The following is an 18737-nucleotide window of genomic DNA, read 5'->3' as shown; positions in this document are numbered from 1 at the left end:
GGTGGGCTGCCGATGTAGTGCCCTGAATAATGTTTTGTCGCGGAGCTCATGCCCTTTCTATCCGAGGGACGGTGGTGGCGTATATGGGGTTTTTCCTAAAGGAAGTGGGGCAAAATGGAATTCTAAGAGGTTGATCCAAATATTCTTTTTTTATAATTTCGGAGAGGGTTTATTGCGCTGTAGCCGGTTATGTATTAGCGCCGAAGTTTGACGGCCACGAAGCACCGGCAAGCCTTGGGTTCAGGCCGCATCGTCCGCGTTAACATCTGTTTTCACCCGCCGGGGCGCCCTGTAACATTTAGCGGCGCATAATAGAATGCCTTCACTGCACCGATCGCTAGGTTTTCAGTGGTGTGGCATGTAGAATGCAGCGATTCAGGTGCAAGACGGCCTCACCCATTCACTGTCGCTTTAGGTCCATGCGGGTTTCTATAGGCGAGTAATTCAGAAATACCAAGGCAGAAAAACTTTTATAATGAAGCATATACGAAATTTCTCCATTATTGCCCATATTGACCACGGTAAGTCGACGCTGTCTGACCGCATTATCCAAATCTGCGGTGGCTTGACCGACCGTGAAATGGCTGCGCAGGTGCTCGATTCCATGGATCTGGAGCGCGAGCGCGGCATCACCATCAAGGCGCAGAGCGTGACGCTGGATTATAAAGCGCAGGATGGGCAGACCTATCAGCTTAACTTTATCGACACTCCCGGCCACGTCGACTTCTCCTATGAAGTTTCCCGCTCGCTGGCGGCCTGCGAAGGCGCGCTGCTGGTGGTGGACGCCGGCCAGGGCGTAGAAGCCCAGACGCTGGCCAACTGCTACACCGCGATCGAAATGGATCTGGAAGTGGTGCCGGTGTTGAACAAAATCGACCTGCCGGCCGCCGATCCGGATCGCGCCGCGCAGGAAATCGAAGACATCGTCGGTATCGACGCCACCGATGCGGTGCGCTGCTCGGCCAAAACCGGCGTCGGCGTGCCCGACGTGCTGGAGCGCCTGGTGCGCGACATTCCGCCGCCGCAGGGCGATCCGGATGCGCCGCTGCAGGCGCTGATCATCGACTCCTGGTTCGATAACTACCTGGGCGTCGTGTCGCTGGTGCGCGTCAAGAACGGCACGCTGCGCAAGGGCGACAAGATCAAGGTCATGAGCACCGGCCAGGTGTATAACGCCGATCGCTTGGGCATCTTCACGCCGAAGCAGGTCGATCGCGACGTGCTGAACTGCGGCGAAGTGGGCTGGCTGGTCTGTGCGATCAAAGACATCCTCGGCGCGCCGGTGGGCGATACCCTGACGCAGGCGCGTCAGCCGGCGGATAAAGCGTTGCCGGGCTTCAAGAAAGTGAAGCCGCAGGTGTACGCCGGTCTGTTCCCGATCAGCTCCGACGACTATGAATCTTTCCGTGATGCGCTGGGCAAGCTGAGCCTTAACGACGCCTCCCTGTTCTACGAACCGGAAAGCTCCACCGCGTTGGGCTTCGGCTTCCGCTGCGGCTTCCTCGGTCTGCTGCACATGGAGATCATTCAGGAGCGTCTGGAGCGTGAATACGATCTGGATCTGATCACCACCGCGCCGACGGTAGTCTATGAAGTGGAAACCACCGGCAAGGAAGTGATCTACGTCGACAGCCCATCCAAGCTGCCGCCGTTGAACAACATCCAGGAACTGCGCGAGCCGATCGCCGAATGTCACATGCTGATGCCGCAGGAATACCTGGGCAACGTCATCACCCTGTGCGTTGAGAAGCGCGGCGTGCAGACCAACATGGTCTACCACGGCAACCAGGTGGCGCTGACCTATGAAATCCCGATGGCGGAAGTGGTGCTCGACTTCTTCGACCGCCTGAAGTCCACGTCGCGCGGTTATGCGTCGCTGGATTACAACTTCAAGCGCTTCCAGGCCTCCGACATGGTGCGCGTGGACGTGCTGATCAACAACGAGCGCGTGGATGCGCTGGCGTTGATCACTCACCGCGACAACTCGCAGTACCGCGGCCGTGAATTGGTGGAGAAGATGAAAGATCTGATCCCGCGTCAGCAGTTCGACATCGCGATTCAGGCGGCGATCGGCACGCACATCATCGCGCGCTCCACCGTGAAGCAGCTGCGTAAAAACGTGCTGGCGAAATGCTACGGCGGTGACGTCAGCCGTAAGAAAAAGCTGCTGCAGAAGCAGAAAGACGGTAAGAAGCGCATGAAGCAGGTCGGCAACGTCGAGCTGCCGCAGGAAGCGTTCCTGGCCATTCTGCACGTCGGTAAAGACGGCAAGTAACCGCGACGAGTTCGCGAAACGAGGGAGTTTGCATGGCGAATATGTTTGCCCTGATCCTGGCGTTGGCCACCCTGGTCACCGGGATCATCTGGTGCTTCGAGCGCTTTAAATGGGCGCCGGCCCGCCGCGCGAAGATTGCGGCGGTCAACGAGCAGACCGCGGGCGCCGTAGACGATAAAACGCTGGCGAAAGTGGCGAAGCAGCCAGGCTGGGTGGAGACCGGCGCATCGGTCTTCCCGGTGTTGCTGCTGGTGTTTGTGGTGCGTTCGTTTATTTACGAACCGTTCCAGATCCCGTCCGGCTCAATGATGCCGACGCTGTTGATTGGCGATTTCATTCTGGTGGAGAAATATGCCTACGGCATTAAAGATCCGATTACCCAGACGACGCTCATTGAAACCGGCCATCCGAAGCGTGGTGATATTGCGGTATTTAAATATCCGCTGGATCCGAAACTGGATTATATCAAGCGCGTGATTGGCCTGCCGGGCGACCGTATTACTTACGATCCGGTGAATAAGCGCGTCACGGTGCAGCCGTCCTGCAACAGCGGGCAGTCCTGTGATACCGCGCTGGCCGTGACCTACGCCGATGCGCAGCCGAGCGACTTCGTGCAGCTGTTCAGCCGCAGCGGCATGGGCGAGGCCAGCAACGGCTTCTACCAGATCCCGCTGAACGATAGCGTGCCGTCGGGCGGCATTCGCATGCGTGAGCGCCAGGAAAGCCTCGGTAACGTCACGCACCGCATCCTGACCGTGCCGGACGCGCAGGATCGGGTGGGCGCTTACTACCAACAGCCGGGCAAACCGTTGGCGGAGTGGGTGGTGCCGGCCGGGCATTACTTCATGATGGGCGACAACCGTGACAACAGCGCGGACAGCCGTTACTGGGGCTTTGTGCCGGAGAAGAATCTGGTGGGCAAAGCCACGGCCATCTGGATGAGCTTTGAAAAACAGGAAGGCGAGTGGCCTACCGGCGTGCGTTTCAGCCGGATCGGCGGCATTCATTAATCGCTGATTTATTCCCTGTCAATTTCACGCCGCAGCCTGCTGCGGCGTGAAAGATTAAGAGGATATAAACACAGCATTATGTTTCCACTCGTTGTAGAATACCTTCTCGAGCGATAAAAGTTGGCTCCTGCTGGGAGCCACTGCAAACGAAACAGCTTTGGATCGGCTTTCGGCGAAGCAGGCCTGTTCCGTGTGCTGCAAGTTTTTGACGCATTCTTGATCTATTGGTAACTCATGAACCCCATCGTAATAAACAGGCTGCAGCGGAAGCTGGGCTACACTTTTCAACAGCAGGAGCTTTTACTGCAGGCTTTGACTCACCGCAGCGCCAGCAGTAAACACAATGAACGTCTTGAGTTTCTGGGTGACTCGATTCTGAGCTTTGTCATCGCCAATGCGCTCTATCACCGTTTTCCTCGCGTAGACGAGGGCGACATGAGCCGCATGCGCGCCACGCTGGTGCGCGGCAACACGCTGGCGGAGATGGCGCGCGAGTTTGACCTGGGCGAATGTCTGCGGCTCGGGCCGGGCGAATTGAAAAGTGGTGGGTTCCGCCGCGAGTCAATCCTGGCGGATACGGTGGAGGCATTGATCGGCGGCGTGTTCCTGGACAGCGACATCCAGACCGTCGAGCGTCTGATTTTGGACTGGTATCGCAGCCGGTTGGACGAAATCAGCCCCGGCGATAAGCAGAAAGACCCGAAAACCCGTTTGCAGGAATTTTTGCAGGGGCGTCATCTGCCGTTGCCTTCTTATTTGGTGGTGCAGGTTCGCGGTGAAGCGCACGACCAGGAGTTTACCATCCACTGCCAGGTGAGTGGTTTGAGCGAGCCCGTGGTGGGCACCGGCTCGAGCCGCCGTAAAGCCGAGCAGGCGGCAGCGGAACAAGCGCTGAAAAAGCTGGAGCTTGAATGAGCGAAGTAAAACAACACTGCGGGTTTATCGCCATCGTCGGCCGCCCGAATGTGGGCAAATCGACGTTGCTGAACCAACTGCTGGGGCAGAAGGTTTCCATTACGTCGCGTAAGCCGCAGACGACCCGTCACCGCATCATGGGCATCGACACCGATGGCGCCTATCAGGCGATCTACGTCGATACCCCAGGGCTGCACATCGAAGAAAAACGCGCCATCAACCGTTTGATGAACCGCGCGGCCAGCAGCTCGATCGGCGACGTTGAGCTGGTGATCTTCGTGGTCGAAGGCACCAACTGGACCGCCGACGACGAAATGGTGGTCAACAAGCTGCGCAGCCTGCGCTGCCCGGTATTGCTGGCGATCAACAAGGTCGATAACGTTACCGACAAATCCAAGCTGTTGCCGCACATCGCGTTCCTCAGCCAGCAGATGAACTTCCTCGACGTGGTGCCTATTTCCGCCGAGAAAGGGATGAACGTCGACACCATCGCCGGCATCGTGCGCAAGCTGCTGCCGGAAGCGGAACACCACTTCCCGGAAGATTACATCACCGATCGCTCTCAGCGCTTTATGGCGTCTGAGATCATTCGCGAGAAGTTGATGCGTTTCCTGGGCGAAGAGCTGCCGTATTCGGTGACGGTGGAAATCGAACAGTTCGTGGCTAACGATCGCGGCGGCTACGATGTGCACGGCCTGATCCTGGTTGAGCGCGAAGGCCAGAAGAAAATGGTCATCGGCAACAAGGGCGCCAAGATCAAAACCATCGGCATCGAAGCGCGTCAGGACATGGAACAGATGTTCGACGCCAAAGTGCATCTCGAGCTGTGGGTGAAAGTGAAATCCGGTTGGGCGGACGACGAACGTGCGCTGCGCAGCCTGGGCTATGTTGACGATCTGAAGTAACGATCCGTGGACGGCTGGGAGCGCGCTTTCGTCCTGCATGGGCGGCCGTACAGTGAAACCAGTCTGATGCTGGATCTGTTTACCGAAGGTCATGGGCGGGTGCGCTTGCTGGCGAAAGGCGCGCGCAGCCGCCGCTCCAATCTGAAGGGTTGCCTGCAACCCTTTACCCCCCTGTTAGTGCGCTGGGGCGGCCGCGGCGAAGTGAAAACGCTGCGCAACGCCGAAGCGGTCTCTCTCGGTTTACCCCTCAGCGGCATGATGCTTTACAGCGGCCTGTATGTGAACGAACTGCTGGCGCGCGTGCTGGAGCAGGAAACCAACTACTCGGTGCTGTTCTTCGACTACTTGCAATGCCTGCAGGCGCTGGCGGCGGAAGACAGTTCACCGGAACAGGCGCTGCGCCAGTTCGAGCTGGCCTTGTTGCATCATCTCGGCTACGGCCTCGATTTTCTGCACTGCGCCGGCAGCGGCCTGCCGGTGGATGACGCCATGACCTACCGTTACCGCGAAGAGAAAGGCTTTATCGCCAGCCTGGTGGTGGATCACTACAGCTTCACCGGGCGTGAACTGCGCGCGCTGGCGGAGCGGCAGTTCCCCGATGCTGAGACGCTGCGCGCCGCCAAGCGTTTCACCCGCATGGCGCTGAAACCCTACCTCGGCGGCAAACCGTTGAAGAGCCGCGAACTGTTCCGCCAGTTCGTGCGCAAACAGCCGAATACGCCGGTTGACGACGCCTGACCTTTTCCCCTTTTGCCGCCCTGCGCCCGCGTGTAAACTGCTGGCACTGAAAATCGTATTTAGAGGTTGTCATGGCTGATTTGCTGCTGGGCGTCAATATCGATCACATCGCCACGTTACGTAACGCGCGCGGAACCCAATACCCGGATCCGGTTCAGGCGGCATTCATTGCCGAACAGGCGGGGGCCGACGGCATTACCGTGCATCTGCGCGAAGATCGCCGCCACATCACCGACCGCGACGTGCGCTTGCTGCGCCAGACCATCCAGACGCGCATGAACCTGGAGATGGCGGTGACCGACGAGATGCTGGACATCGCCATTGAGCTGCAGCCGCATTTCTGCTGCCTGGTGCCGGAAAAACGCGAGGAAGTGACCACCGAAGGCGGCCTGGACGTCGCCGGCCAGCTGGACAAAATGAGCGTGGCGGTCGAGCGCCTGGCGCAGGCGGGCATTCTGGTTTCGCTGTTCATCGATCCCGATCATCGCCAGATTGACGCGGCGGTGGCGGTGGGCGCCCCCTATATCGAAATCCACACCGGCGCCTACGCGGAAGCGCAGGGCGAGCTGGCGGTACAGGCCGAGCTGCGCCGCATCGCGGTCGCCGCCGCCTACGCGGCCGAGAAGGGGCTGAAGGTCAACGCCGGCCACGGCCTGACCTACCATAACGTGCAGCCGATCGCCGCGCTGCCGGAAATGCACGAGCTGAACATCGGCCATGCGATTATCGGCCAGGCGGTGATGAGCGGGCTGCCGGCCGCGGTTGCCGACATGAAAGTGCTGATGCGGGAAGCGCGCCGGTAATGGCGGTGCTCGGGCTGGGTACCGACATCGTCGAGATGGCGCGTATCGAAGCGGTGGTGGAGCGCAGCGGCGATCGTCTGGCGCGCCGGGTGCTGAGCGACGCCGAATGGGCTCTGTACCAGCAGCACCAGCAGCCGATTCGCTTTCTGGCCAAGCGTTTCGCGGTGAAAGAGGCCGCCGCCAAGGCGTTCGGCACCGGCATTCGCAACGGCCTGGCGTTCAACCAGTTCGAGGTGTTCAACGATGCGTTGGGCAAACCGAATATTCGTTTGCACGGCCGCGCCGCCGAGCTGGCGGGGGAGATGGGGGTCACCGCGATCCACGTTTCGCTGGCCGATGAAAGGCGCTATGCCTGCGCGACGGTGATCGTCGAAAGCTGAAAATAGAAAGGGCGCCCTGCGGCGCCCTTGTCAGTCCTGCGGCGGGTTAAATGCGATCGGCGTGGTGCAACACCACGAACTTATCCCACAGCTGCTCATTAGTCTCGCGATGCTGCGGATCGGTAATGATGGTGTTGTCGATGGGGCAGACCTGCTGACAGGTTGGCGTATCGTAATGGCCAACGCACTCGGTGCAGCGGTCGGTATCGATTTGGTAGATCTCATCGCCCATCGAAATCGCCTGGTTCGGGCATTCCGGCTCGCACATGTCGCAGTTGATGCATTTGCGTGTGATTAGCAGGGCCATGGCGTATCTCTCATTATTAACAGGGGTATTTTCGCAGCGGCGATTATACCGGTTAAACCAACTTTTTCATTAACTGTTCGCTGTGTTTGATGCGGTCGCGGGCATGATCGAGGTCGTGCTGGATCAGCGCCATAAACAGCAGGTCGGTGAGGGCGAACTGGGCCGTGCTGGAGGAGATGGCCGCGCTGCGGGTGTGGGGTTCTTCGGCGATGGTATAGAGGCAGTGGTCCGCGCGTTGCTGCAGGCCGTTGGGCGAGAAGCTGGTCAGCGCCAGCACCCTGGCGCCGGCCTGGCGCGCTTCTTCCGCCGCCAGATTGATTTCACGCCGCTCGCCGCTGAAGGAGATAGCCAGCAGCAGATCGCGTTTGTCCAGCGCCTGCACCGCCGCCAGTTGGACGTGCATATCCGCTTCGGCCACCGCCATCACGCCAATTTTCAGCAGCTTGAAGGAAAAATCCTTGGCCACCAGCCCGGAGGCACCGATGCCGATCAGCATCACCCGGCGCGCCTGGCGCAGCATTTCCAGCGCCTGATGCAGCCGCTCTTCGCTGTTGATGTCGAGCGTCGCGCGCAGCGCCGCCTGCTTTTCCGCCAGCAGCTTTTCACCGACGGTTTTCAGCGTATCGCTGCTGAGGATGTGGTTGTGAACGGTCACCACCGGCTCGGCCTGCGGTTGGGCCAGCGTCTCGCTCAGCGCCAGCTTCAGCGCCGGGAAACCTTTATAGCCCAGTTTTTGGGCGAACTTCACCACGCTCGACTGGCTGATGCCGGCCAACTGAGCCAGCTTTTGCGAGCTGAGATGGCGCGCCTGCTCGGCGTTATTCAGCAGAAAGTCCGCCAGCTTGCGGTCGTTTTGCGCCAGTGTCGGATACATCTGGCGAATGCGCAGAAGGGTACTCATTGTTCTTTCCCTGGAAACCAGCGGCCATTTTGCCATGCAGAGGGCGAAAACGCGCGGTGAAAATTTTTGTGAGCTCACCGTTAAAATAGCAAATAGCGCTCGCTTTGTTGAATAAAATATTCAAATATTGATTTAATTTTGTGAATTAAAAATTCAAAGGTGAACAGATGAACTTAGGCGCACTGGTATCGGAAACCCGCAACCCAGCCACCATGGGGCTGGATGAAATGTCGACGCTGGACATGGTTCGTTGCTTTAACCAGGAGGATCGCAAAGTGCCGGAGGCGATCGAAAAGGTGTTGCCGGCGATTGCACAGGCAGTCGATTTGGCCGCGGCGGCGTTGAAGGCCGGCGGCCGGTTGATTTATTTGGGCGCCGGCACCAGCGGCCGCCTGGGCGTATTGGACGCCTCCGAGTGCCCGCCGACCTTCGGCGTGCCGCACGGCGTGGTAGTGGGGCTAATCGCCGGCGGGCCGGGCGCGCTGCTCAAAGCGGTGGAGGGGGCGGAAGATGACGAGGCCCTGGGTGAAGCCGATCTCCGGGCGCTGAACCTCACCGCCGTCGATATGGTGGTGGGGTTGGCGGCCTCGGGGCGTACGCCCTACGTGATCGGCGCACTGCGCTATGCGCGCGGGCTGGGCTGCCCGACGGCGGCCATCTCCTGCAACCCGGATTCGCCGATTGCGCACGAAGCACAGGTGGCGATTTCGCCGGTGGTGGGGCCGGAGGCGCTGACCGGCTCAACGCGCCTGAAATCCGGCACCGCGCAGAAACTGGTACTCAACATGCTGTCGACCGGTGCGATGGTCAAACTGGGCAAGGTCTACCAGAACCTGATGGTGGACGTGAAGGCTACCAACGTCAAACTGGTGGATCGCGCCTGCCGCATCGTGATGGAGGCCACCGGCGCCGAACGCTCTCAGGCGGAGGCGGCGCTGGCGCAGACCGGCTTTGAGGTTAAACCGGCGATCCTGATGATTTTAGCCGGCGTCAGCGCCGATGAGGCGCAGCAGCGGCTGCAGCGGCACGATGGCTACCTGCGCGCGGCGTTGGCGCGTTAATTCACGGTGGGGGCGGCGATGGACAAGACAACGGCATTGGCGACACAGCTCCTGGCGGGCGTGGGGGGCGAGGGCAATATCCTCAAACTGGAAAACTGCATGACGCGGGTGCGCGTCGAGGTCAGCGATGAGCAGCGGCTGGATCTGGCCGCCCTCAAGCAGCTGCCGGGGGTGAAGGGCTATATCAAACAGGGTGAACAGCATCAGTTTATCGTCGGTCCGGGCGCCGCCGCCAAGGTGGTGGACGCCATGCGCGGGCTGTTGAGCGGTGATGCGCAGCCCGTTGCCGCCGTCGGTGACGCCGCCCGCACCAAGGCGCAGGCCAAGCAAAAATACGCTGCGCCGATGAGCGGCGCGCTGAAAAAGCTGGCCGACGTTTTTATTCCGCTGATCCCGGCGTTTATCGCCTCGGGGCTGATCACCGGCATCATCAACCTGCTGAAACGGCCCGACATCGCCGGCCAGCTGGCGGTGGACTACCCGAACGTGCTGGGGCTGCTGGCGATCTTCGGCAGCGCGGTGTTCGCCATTATGAACATTCTGGTCGGGGTCAACGCCGCGCGGGTGTTTGGCGGTTCGCAGGCGATGGGCGGCGTGATGGCCGGCATTCTCTCCAGTCCGGCGCTGGCGCAGATCACCCTGTTCGGCGAGGCGCTGCAGCCGGGGCGCGGCGGGGTGATCGCCGTATTGTTGGTGGTGGCGTTGATGTGCTGGGTGGAGAAGCGCCTGCGCACGCTGTTGCCGGAGTCGGTCGAACTGATCCTTAACCCATTGCTGACCACGCTGGTGACCGCCTCGTTGGCGATCCTGATCCTGCAGCCGCTCGGGGGGGTTATTTCCGATGCCATCGCCCACGGCGCCAATCTGGCGATCGACAAGGGCGGGCTGCTGGTGGGGGCGTTGCTCTCGGGGCTGTTCCTGCCGCTGGTGCTCTCCGGCCTGCATCAGGGGCTGGTGCCGATCCACGTCGAGCTGGTGCAGGCGCACGGTTCCAATCCGCTGTTGCCGATCCTGGCGATGGCCGGCGTCGGTCAGGTGGGGGCTGCGCTGGCGGTGCTGCTGAAAACCCGCAACGCGCGGCTGAAGAAGGTGATCAAAGGGGCGTTGCCGGTCGGCATTCTCGGCATCGGCGAGCCGCTGATCTTCGGGGTGACGCTGCCGCTGGGCCGGCCGTTTATCGGCGCCTGCCTCGGCGGTGCGGTAGGCGGCGCGCTGATCAGCTACTGGAAAGTGGCGACGGTGATTACCTTCGGCATTTCGGGGCTGCCTTTGGCGTTGACCATCGTCTCAGGTAAGGTGATGTTGTATCTGGCGGGGATGCTGATTACGATTATCGCCGGTTTTCTCTTCACCTGGATGATGGGGTTCAACGATCCCGAGGAGTAGCGTTTGAACGACAAGCAGCAACCGTCGGCCGCAGCAGGGCGCCGCGTGGTCTTTTTCGATCTGGACGGCACCCTGCATCAGGAGGATATGTTCGGCAGTTTCTTGCGCTTCCTGCTGCGCCGTTTACCGCTGAATTTGCTGCTGGTGATACCGCTGTTGCCATTGATTGGCCTGGCGCTGCTGCTGCTGGGGCGCGCCGCGCGCTGGCCGATGAGCCTGCTGTTGTGGGCTATCACTTTCGGGCGTTCCGAAGCGACGCTGAAGGCGCTGGAGCGGCAGTTTATCGAGGCTTTCCGCCAGAAGGTGACTGCGTTTCCGGTGGTGCAAATGCGGCTGCGGCAGTATCTGGATGAGCACGATGCCGAGGTGTGGCTGATTACCGGCTCGCCGGAGCAACTGGTGGCGCAGGTGTATCGGGATTCGGCGTTTCTGCCGCGGGTGCGGTTGATCGGCAGCCGCATCACGCGCCGCTGCGGCGGATGGGTCTTGACCCTGCGCTGCCTGGGGGCGCAGAAAGTGGTGCAGCTGGAACAGCGGCTCGGCGCGCCGCTGCAGTTGTACAGCGGTTACAGCGACAGCAAGCAGGATAATCCGCTGCTGTTCTTTTGCGAGCACCGCTGGCGGGTGAGCAAGCAGGGCGAGCTGCAGCAGCTGGAATAAACCAAGGGCGGAGAATTCCGCCCTTGGTTGCTTTTATCGGTACCGCGATCAGTCGTCGCTCACGTCGTGCGGCTTGCGCCCCAGCTGCCAAATCTTTTCTGCATAGTGCCCCAACGCCCACAGGCTCAGCCCGAGCAGCGCGAAGAAAATCGTCTTCGGCATGCTGTCCCAGAAAAACTCGAACAAACGGGTATACAGGTTGATGCCGAGGAAGGTCAGCCCGAAACCGCGCAGCATGGCGTCGTCATGCTTCAGCCCCAGCCAGATGGCGGCGAGGGCGGCCAGCCCGAACAGCAGGCTCCAGTGGAACAGCTCGATCTGGCGCGCGCGGTACCAGCTGTCGAGATCGCCGTAGTTGCCGAAGATAGACAGCAGCCACAGGGCGATGAACAGGTACAGCAACCCCATCGCCAGCGACACCCGCTGCAGGCCGCGCTGCGCCAATAGCGGCCGCAGCAGCAATGCGGCGGCGATCAGCACCGCGCCAAAGGCGATAAAGCGAATCGGGTAGCTCATGCCGAGCCAGTAGGCGCCCCAGCCGGACAGGTAGCCGGTCTCGGCGCCGAAGGCATTGCCGAGCGACAGTAGGGCGAACCACCACACCAGCCCGGAGCGGCTGAGCCAGCCGATCGCGCCGTACAGCAGCGCGGCGACCAGCAGCAGTACGGAAACCCGGCCGCTGCCGTTATCCAGCCAGGCTCCCAGTTGCCATAAGGCGCAGGCGGTGAGCAACACGGCGACAAACAATGCCGCCTCGTTGCCGTAACGTTTTTCCGGGTGCCGTTGGCGGCGGCGCAGCGCCCAGACATAGGCCAGCGCTGCGAGTACGCCGGCGATCGCCATGCGCACCGGCGCGTCGAAGCGGAACAGTCCGCTCAGCCATGCAAGCAGTTCGCTGTCGGCGAACAGGCTGGTGACGGCGATCAGCAGCGAGGCCAGCGCGGCGAGAAACGCATAGCGCGCCAGCCGCCGCCAGTCGAAAGGTTGCACGTCCACATGCTGCAGCAGTTGCTGCCGTTGTTCGGGCGTCATGGCGCCTTCCCCAACCCAGCCGTCCAGCGCCTTGCGCACCACGACGGCGTTCTTTTTACTGAGTTTCATGCTTCTTGTCCCTGAATCACCTGCCGATTCGGCCAGTATAGCCATTGGCGGGCGGCTACGACAAAGGAGGGCTAGTGTGTATAATGCCCGCCGCAAAAGCGCACGAGGAATTATGCGATGACTGAATATAACGATGAGTACTGGATGCGTCAGGCATTGCAGCTGGCCCTGCGCGCGCAGGAAGAGGGCGAGGTGCCGGTGGGGGCGCTGCTGGTGCTGGACAATCAGGTCATCGGTGAGGGCTGGAACCGGCCGATCGGCCGCCACGATCCTACCGCACACGCCGAGATCATGGCGCTGCGCCAGGGCGGCGCGGTGCTGCAAAACTATCGCCTGCTGAACGCCACGCTGTACGTCACGCTGGAGCCCTGCGTGATGTGCGCCGGCGCGATGGTGCACAGCCGCATCCGCCGGTTGGTGTACGGCGCCGCCGACGAGAAAACCGGCGCGGCCGGCTCGCTGGTGGACATTCTGCGCCATCCGGGCATGAACCATCAGGTGGAGATCGTCTCGGGCGTGCTGGCGGACGAATGCGCCGCCACCCTGAGCAATTTCTTCCGCCTGCGCCGCGAACAGAAAAAAGCGCTCAGGCTGGCGCAACGGGCGGCGGATAAACCGGAATAATCAGTAGTTGAGCGCCAGTTCCGGCATCACCGTCGGATAGCCTTTCCCCAACGCTTCCTGCTCGGCGGCCGCCTGCGCCGCCTTTCTCTCTTTTTCCTGCAGATAGCCCACCAGGCTGACCTGGTAGCGGCGGATGTTTTCTACATAGTTGTAGGCTTCACGCCCGCGCGCATAGCCATAGGTCAGCTGCGGGTAGTAGCGCTTTTGGCTGAGCATCGGCAGGCGCTGCTTGACGTCGACCCAGCTGTCCGGGTTGCCTTTTTGCGTCTTGGTCAGCTTGCGCGCGTCCAGCATATGGCCCCAACCCATGTTGTAGGCCGCCAGCGAGAACCAGATGCGTTCGTCTTCCGGCACGCTGTCCGGCACCTTGGCCATCAGCCGCTGCAGGTAAAGGGCGCCGCCCTGAATGCTCTCTTCCGGATCGAGGCGGTCATTGACCCCCAGGCCGTCGGCGGTGGCGCGGGTCAGCATCATCAGGCCGCGCACGCCGGTGGGAGAGGTGGCCTGCGGATTCCAGTGCGATTCCTGATAGGCGATGGCCGCCAGCAGCTTCCAGTCGATCTCGTTGGCGTGCTTCTCGAACAGCGGGCGGAAGTTGGGCAGCACCGAATCGATGGCCGACAGGAAGGTTTTGGTGTCCACATAGTCGAAGCTGCCGACGTGGCCGAGGTATTTCTCTTCCAGCCGCGCCAGGGTGCCGTCGTCCACCATCTGGCTGTAGAAGTCCAGCACCGCCGCGTACAGGCTGTCGTCGCCGTCGCGTTTCAGGTACCAGGTGACCGGTTCTTCGTCGGTGACGTCGAACGCCACCGCCAGCTGCGGATGGATGCGCTGCAGCAGCGCGATGGTCACCGAATCGCCGAGGGTGTAATCCAGCTTGCCGTCGGCCACCCGTTCCAGCAGCTCTTTGGAGGTGAGATCGCTGGAGGACTCCCAGGCGAGATCCGGGTATTTATCCTGCTTGAGCTGTTTTAGCGTGCTGACGTGCGCGGAACCGGAGGCGACCGCCAGCTTGCCTTTGATGTCGGCGAAGCTTTTCGGCCGCGGGGTGCCCAGCCGGTACACCAGCTGTTGGGAAACGGAGTAGTAGGCCGGGCCGGTGCGCGCGCGGCTGAGGCGCTCCTGGTTGTAGATCAGGCCCGCCGCCAGCAGGTCGGCGTCGTCGTCGTCCAGATCGTCGAACAGGTCATTGATGTTCTGATGGGGGATCACCACCAGCTTCACCCCGAGGTAGTTGGCGAAGCGCTTGGCCAGTTCGTAGTCGAGCCCACCCGGCCCTTGCTTGGTGTTGAAATAGGTCAGCGGTGAATTCAGCGTGCTGATACGCAACTCGCCGCGGGAAATGATCTCCTGGAGTTGCCCGCCCTGGCCGCTGCGCCAGGTGATGTTGGGCCACAGCGCGAGAGCCAGAAGCAGAGTGACAACGCCGATGAGGATGTAGTTTATTTTAAGACGTTTCAAATAGTTATCCAGTGGTGGCACAGGTACGCCGGCGACGACAACCGCGACTTTTCTCATGGTTAAATCACCAGTGCGGGGGGCATTTTGCGCAACAAAACGCCAGTGTGCAACTTTATTGACACGTTATGACAATTCGACGGTGCGGCACGCTTTTATCAATAATCCCTACGCAAACGGTTTCGTCGGCGCCGAGGATTCTCTATAATGACGCGCGTTTTCCCCTGTTGCGCCCAATGAAGCGTCTTATCCTTCGCTTCGAAGACGAGAGAACTTTGATTATGGAAATTCTGCGTGGTTCGCCCGCTTTATCGGCTTTTCGCATTACCAAACTGCTGTCCCGCTGCCAGGACGCTCACCTGCCCGTCAGTGATATCTACGCCGAGTACGTCCACTTTGCCGATGTCAGCGCACCGCTAAGTGCCGAAGAACACGCCAAGCTTCAGCGTCTGCTCAAGTACGGTCCTTCTCTCGCCGAACACGCCCCTGAAGGCCGGCTGCTGCTGGTTACGCCGCGTCCGGGCACCATTTCTCCCTGGTCTTCCAAAGCCACCGACATCGCCCACAACTGCGGTCTGCAACAGGTGCTGCGGCTGGAGCGCGGTCTGGCGTTCTACGTCAAGGCGCCTGAACTGACGGAAGCCCAGTGGCGGCAGCTCGCTGCGCTGCTGCACGACCGCATGATGGAAACCGTCTTCAGCGAGCTGCAACAGGCCGAACAGCTGTTCGCGCACCATCAGCCGGCGCCGTATCAGTCGGTCGACGTGCTGGGCGCAGGGCGCGCCGCGCTGGAGCAGGCCAACGTTCGGCTCGGCCTGGCGCTGGCGCAGGATGAGATCGACTACCTGCTGAATGCCTTTACCGGTTTGGGGCGCAACCCGACGGATATCGAACTTTATATGTTCGCGCAGGCTAACTCCGAGCACTGCCGCCACAAGATTTTCAACGCCGACTGGATCATCGACGGCGAGCAGCAGCCCAAGTCGCTGTTCAAAATGATCAAGAATACCTACGAGCAGACGCCGGACTACGTGCTGTCGGCGTATAAAGACAACGCCGCCGTGATGGAAGGTTCGCAGGTCGGCCGCTTCTTCGCCGCGCCGGAGAACGGCACGTACGATTACCATCAGGAAGACGCGCACATCCTGATGAAGGTGGAAACTCACAACCACCCGACGGCGATTTCGCCGTGGCCGGGCGCCGCGACCGGCTCCGGCGGCGAGATCCGCGACGAGGGCGCCACCGGCCGCGGCGCCAAGCCGAAGGCCGGCCTGGTGGGCTTCTCGGTGTCCAACCTGCGCATTCCCGGCTTTGAACAGCCGTGGGAGCAGGACTTCGGCAAACCGGAACGCATCGTCACCGCACTGGACATCATGACCGAAGGCCCGCTGGGCGGCGCGGCGTTCAACAACGAATTCGGTCGCCCGGCGCTGCTGGGCTACTTCCGCACCTATGAAGAGCGCGTCAACAGCCATAACGGCGTCGAGCTGCGCGGCTACCACAAACCGATCATGCTGGCGGGCGGCATCGGCAACATCCGCGCCGATCACGTGCAGAAAGGGGAAATCACCGTCGGCGCCAAGCTGGTGGTGCTGGGCGGCCCGGCGATGAATATCGGCCTGGGCGGCGGCGCGGCGTCCTCGATGGCGTCCGGCCAGTCCGATGCCGATCTGGACTTCGCTTCGGTGCAGCGCGACAACCCGGAAATGGAACGCCGCTGTCAGGAAGTGATCGACCGCTGCTGGCAGCTGGGCGACCAGAACCCGATCCTGTTTATCCATGACGTCGGCGCCGGCGGCCTGTCCAACGCCATGCCGGAGCTGGTGAGCGACGGCGGCCGCGGCGGCCGCTTCGAGCTGCGCGACATCCTCAACGACGAGCCGGGCATGAGCCCGCTGGAAGTGTGGTGCAACGAATCGCAGGAACGTTACGTGATGGCGATCGCCCCGGCGCAGATGGCGCAGTTCGACGAGATCTGCCGCCGCGAGCGCGCGCCTTATGCGGTGATCGGTGAAGCGACCGAAGAGCAGCACCTGACGCTGAACGACCGCCACTTCGACAACCAACCGATCGACATGCCGCTGGACGTGCTGCTCGGCAAAACGCCGAAGATGACCCGCGACGTCACCCGTCTGCAGGCGCAGGGCCAGGCGGTGCAGCGTGGGGACATCACGCTGGCCGACGCGGTGAAGCGCGTGCTGCATCTGCCGGCCGTCGCGGAGAAAACCTTCCTGATCACCATCGGCGACCGCACCGTCACCGGCATGGTGGCGCGTGACCAAATGGTCGGCCCGTGGCAGATCCCGGTGGCCGACTGCGCGGTCACCACCGCCAGCCTGGACAGCTATTACGGCGAGGCGATGTCGATCGGCGAACGCGCGCCGGTGGCGCTGCTGGACTTCGCCGCCTCCGGCCGCCTGGCGGTCGGGGAAGCGCTGACCAACCTGGCTGCCACGGAAATCGGCAGCCTGAAGCGCGTGAAGCTGTCCGCCAACTGGATGGCCGCCGCCGGCCACCCGGGTGAAGACGCCGGCCTGTACGAAGCGGTGAAAGCGGTGGGCGAAGAGCTGTGCCCGGCGCTGGGCATCACCATTCCGGTGGGCAAAGACTCCATGTCGATGAAAACCCGCTGGCAGGAAGGCGACGAACAGCGCGAAATGACCTCGCCGCTGTCGCTGGTCATCACCGCCTTCGCCCGCGTGGAAGACGTGCGCCACACCGTGACGCCGCAATTGCGCACCGATAAGGGCGACAGCGCGCTGCTGTTGATCGACCTGGGCAACGGCCATAACGCGCTGGGCGCCACCGCGCTGGCGCAGGTTTATCGCCAACTGGGCGACAAACCTGCCGATGTGCGCGATGTCGCGCAGCTGGCGGGCTTCTTCAACGCCATGCAGCAGCTGGTGGCCGATCGCGCGCTGCTGGCTTATCACGACCGCGCCGACGGCGGCCTGCTGGTGACGCTGGCGGAGATGGCCTTCGCCGGTCACTGCGGCGTAGAGGTTAACCTCGATGGCCTCGGCGACGATGCGCTGGCGGTGCTGTTCAACGAAGAGCTGGGCGCGGTGATCCAGGTGAGCGCCGAACGTCTCGACGAGGTGAAGCAGGCGTTCGCGCAGCACGGTTTGACCGACAACGTGCATCAGATCGGCAGCGCGCAGGCCGGCGATCGTTTCGTCATCAACCAACATGGCAAGGCGTTGTACAGCGAAAGCCGCAATACGCTGCGCACCTGGTGGGCGGAAACCACCTGGCAGATGCAGCGCCTGCGCGACAACCCGGCGTGCGCCGATCAGGAACATCAGGCCAAGCAGGATGAACAAGATCCCGGCCTGAACGTGAAGCTGACCTTCGCACCCGAGGAAGACATCGCCGCGCCGTACATCGCCAAGGGCGCTCGCCCGAAAGTGGCGGTGTTGCGCGAGCAGGGGGTGAACTCCCACGTTGAAATGGCGGCGGCGTTCCACCGCGCCGGCTTTGACGCCGTGGACGTGCACATGAGCGATCTGCTGGCCGGGCGCCGCGATCTGCAGGACTTCCACACGCTGGTGGCCTGCGGCGGCTTCTCTTACGGCGACGTCCTGGGCGCCGGTGAAGGCTGGGCGAAGTCTATCCTGTTCAATGAGCGGGTGCGCGACGAGTTTGAAGCGTTCTTCCACCGTCCGCAGACGCTGGCGCTGGGCGTATGCAACGGCTGCCAGATGATGTCCAACCTGCGTGAGCTGATCCCGGGGGCCGAACACTGGCCGCGCTTCGTGCGCAACCTGTCGGATCGCTTCGAGGCGCGCTTCAGCCTGGTGGAAGTGGCGGCCAGCCCGTCGCTGTTCCTGCAGGGCATGACCGGTTCGCGCATGCCGATCGCCGTTTCCCACGGTGAAGGGCACGTCGAAGTGCGCGATGCGGCGCATCTGGCGGCGCTGGAAAGCCATGGTCTGGTGGCGCTGCGTTTCGTCAACAACGCCGGTCAGGTGACGGAAGCTTACCCGGCTAACCCGAACGGTTCGCCGAATGGCATCACCGCCGTGACCAGCGCCAACGGGCGCGCCACGGTGATGATGCCGCACCCGGAGCGCGTGTTCCGCACCGTCAGCAACTCCTGGCACCCGGAAGAGTGGGGCGAGGACAGCCCGTGGATGCGTATGTTCCGCAACGCCCGTAAGCAGCTGGGCTAAAAACGGTCACCACCGTACAGAGGGCGCAAGCAATTGCGCCC

General features: G+C 61.9%; 16 protein-coding genes. 12 read left to right on the top strand and 4 right to left on the bottom strand.

Annotation, left to right across the window (positions count from 1 at the left end):
• Positions 1-475 precede the first annotated feature (475 nt).
• The 7 genes from lepA to acpS all read left to right on the top strand — a co-directional run bounded on the left by lepA (position 476) and on the right by acpS (position 7026).
• Positions 476-2275: a translation elongation factor 4 gene (lepA, locus tag WFM45_RS14720; protein WP_004929150.1), complete on the top strand. Its 1800-nt coding sequence runs from the start codon at positions 476-478 to the stop codon at positions 2273-2275.
• Between the two features lie 32 nt (positions 2276-2307).
• Positions 2308-3285 (top strand): signal peptidase I, encoded by a 978-nt coding sequence (lepB, locus tag WFM45_RS14715; protein WP_160125873.1) that lies wholly within the window; start codon positions 2308-2310, stop codon positions 3283-3285.
• A 234-nt stretch (positions 3286-3519) separates the two neighbouring features.
• Positions 3520-4200 (top strand): ribonuclease III, encoded by a 681-nt coding sequence (rnc, locus tag WFM45_RS14710; RefSeq protein WP_004929158.1) that lies wholly within the window; start codon positions 3520-3522, stop codon positions 4198-4200.
• Positions 4197-5105 (top strand): GTPase Era, encoded by a 909-nt coding sequence (era, locus tag WFM45_RS14705; protein WP_004929162.1) that lies wholly within the window; start codon positions 4197-4199, stop codon positions 5103-5105. The genes rnc and era overlap by 4 nt, the downstream gene beginning before the upstream one ends.
• Before the next feature lie 6 nt (positions 5106-5111).
• Positions 5112-5843, top strand: a complete 732-nt coding sequence (recO, locus tag WFM45_RS14700; protein ID WP_004929165.1) for a DNA repair protein RecO — start codon at positions 5112-5114, stop codon at positions 5841-5843.
• Positions 5844-5914: 71 nt separating this feature from the next.
• Positions 5915-6646, top strand: coding sequence for a pyridoxine 5'-phosphate synthase (gene pdxJ / locus WFM45_RS14695; protein ID WP_016929790.1), 732 nt, complete (start codon positions 5915-5917; stop codon positions 6644-6646).
• Positions 6646-7026 (top strand): holo-ACP synthase, encoded by a 381-nt coding sequence (gene acpS, locus WFM45_RS14690; RefSeq protein WP_004929169.1) that lies wholly within the window; start codon positions 6646-6648, stop codon positions 7024-7026. Before pdxJ ends, acpS begins: the two co-directional genes overlap by 1 nt.
• A gap of 46 nt (positions 7027-7072) precedes the next feature.
• Here the strand turns inward: acpS and WFM45_RS14685 are convergent, their stop codons facing one another.
• The gene (locus tag WFM45_RS14685) at positions 7073-7333 is read right to left on the bottom strand and encodes a YfhL family 4Fe-4S dicluster ferredoxin (protein ID WP_033632309.1); all 261 of its coding nucleotides are present in this window, start codon (positions 7331-7333) and stop codon (positions 7073-7075) included.
• 52 nt (positions 7334-7385) lie between these two features.
• Positions 7386-8234: a MurR/RpiR family transcriptional regulator gene (locus WFM45_RS14680; protein WP_060560071.1), complete on the bottom strand. Its 849-nt coding sequence runs from the start codon at positions 8232-8234 to the stop codon at positions 7386-7388.
• Positions 8235-8401: 167 nt separating this feature from the next.
• Here WFM45_RS14680 and murQ point away from each other — a divergent pair, with 167 nt between their 5' ends.
• The 3 genes from murQ to yfhb are packed head-to-tail and all read left to right on the top strand — an operon-like array spanning position 8402 to position 11341.
• Positions 8402-9295: an N-acetylmuramic acid 6-phosphate etherase gene (gene murQ / locus WFM45_RS14675; protein ID WP_336956205.1), complete on the top strand. Its 894-nt coding sequence runs from the start codon at positions 8402-8404 to the stop codon at positions 9293-9295.
• 18 nt (positions 9296-9313) lie between these two features.
• Entirely contained in the window at positions 9314-10681 is a 1368-nt protein-coding gene (locus tag WFM45_RS14670) for a PTS transporter subunit EIIC (protein ID WP_049242195.1), read from the top strand.
• Between the two features lie 3 nt (positions 10682-10684).
• Entirely contained in the window at positions 10685-11341 is a 657-nt protein-coding gene (yfhb, locus tag WFM45_RS14665; protein ID WP_274864891.1) for a phosphatidylglycerophosphatase C, read from the top strand.
• Between the two features lie 48 nt (positions 11342-11389).
• Here yfhb and WFM45_RS14660 read toward each other — a convergent pair whose 3' ends face one another.
• Positions 11390-12442, bottom strand: a complete 1053-nt coding sequence (locus WFM45_RS14660; protein WP_135638523.1) for a DUF2157 domain-containing protein — start codon at positions 12440-12442, stop codon at positions 11390-11392.
• Between the two features lie 117 nt (positions 12443-12559).
• Here WFM45_RS14660 and tadA point away from each other — a divergent pair, with 117 nt between their 5' ends.
• On the top strand, positions 12560-13066 hold the full coding sequence (gene tadA, locus WFM45_RS14655) for a tRNA adenosine(34) deaminase TadA (RefSeq protein WP_015378796.1): 507 nt from the start codon (positions 12560-12562) through the stop codon (positions 13064-13066).
• On the opposite strand, the gene mltF is transcribed toward tadA, so the two are convergent.
• Positions 13067-14527, bottom strand: coding sequence for a membrane-bound lytic murein transglycosylase MltF (gene mltF / locus WFM45_RS14650; RefSeq protein ID WP_085337302.1), 1461 nt, complete (start codon positions 14525-14527; stop codon positions 13067-13069). It abuts the gene before it with no gap.
• Between the two features lie 278 nt (positions 14528-14805).
• Here mltF and purL point away from each other — a divergent pair, with 278 nt between their 5' ends.
• Positions 14806-18696, top strand: coding sequence for a phosphoribosylformylglycinamidine synthase (gene purL / locus WFM45_RS14645; RefSeq protein WP_336956198.1), 3891 nt, complete (start codon positions 14806-14808; stop codon positions 18694-18696).
• Positions 18697-18737 lie beyond the last annotated feature (41 nt).

Origin of the sequence: Serratia sp. KG1D, from assembly GCF_037150675.1 — a bacterium.
Taxonomy (GTDB): Bacteria; Pseudomonadota; Gammaproteobacteria; order Enterobacterales; family Enterobacteriaceae; genus Serratia; species Serratia nematodiphila.
This window is presented reverse-complemented; position numbering and strand designations above follow the sequence as displayed.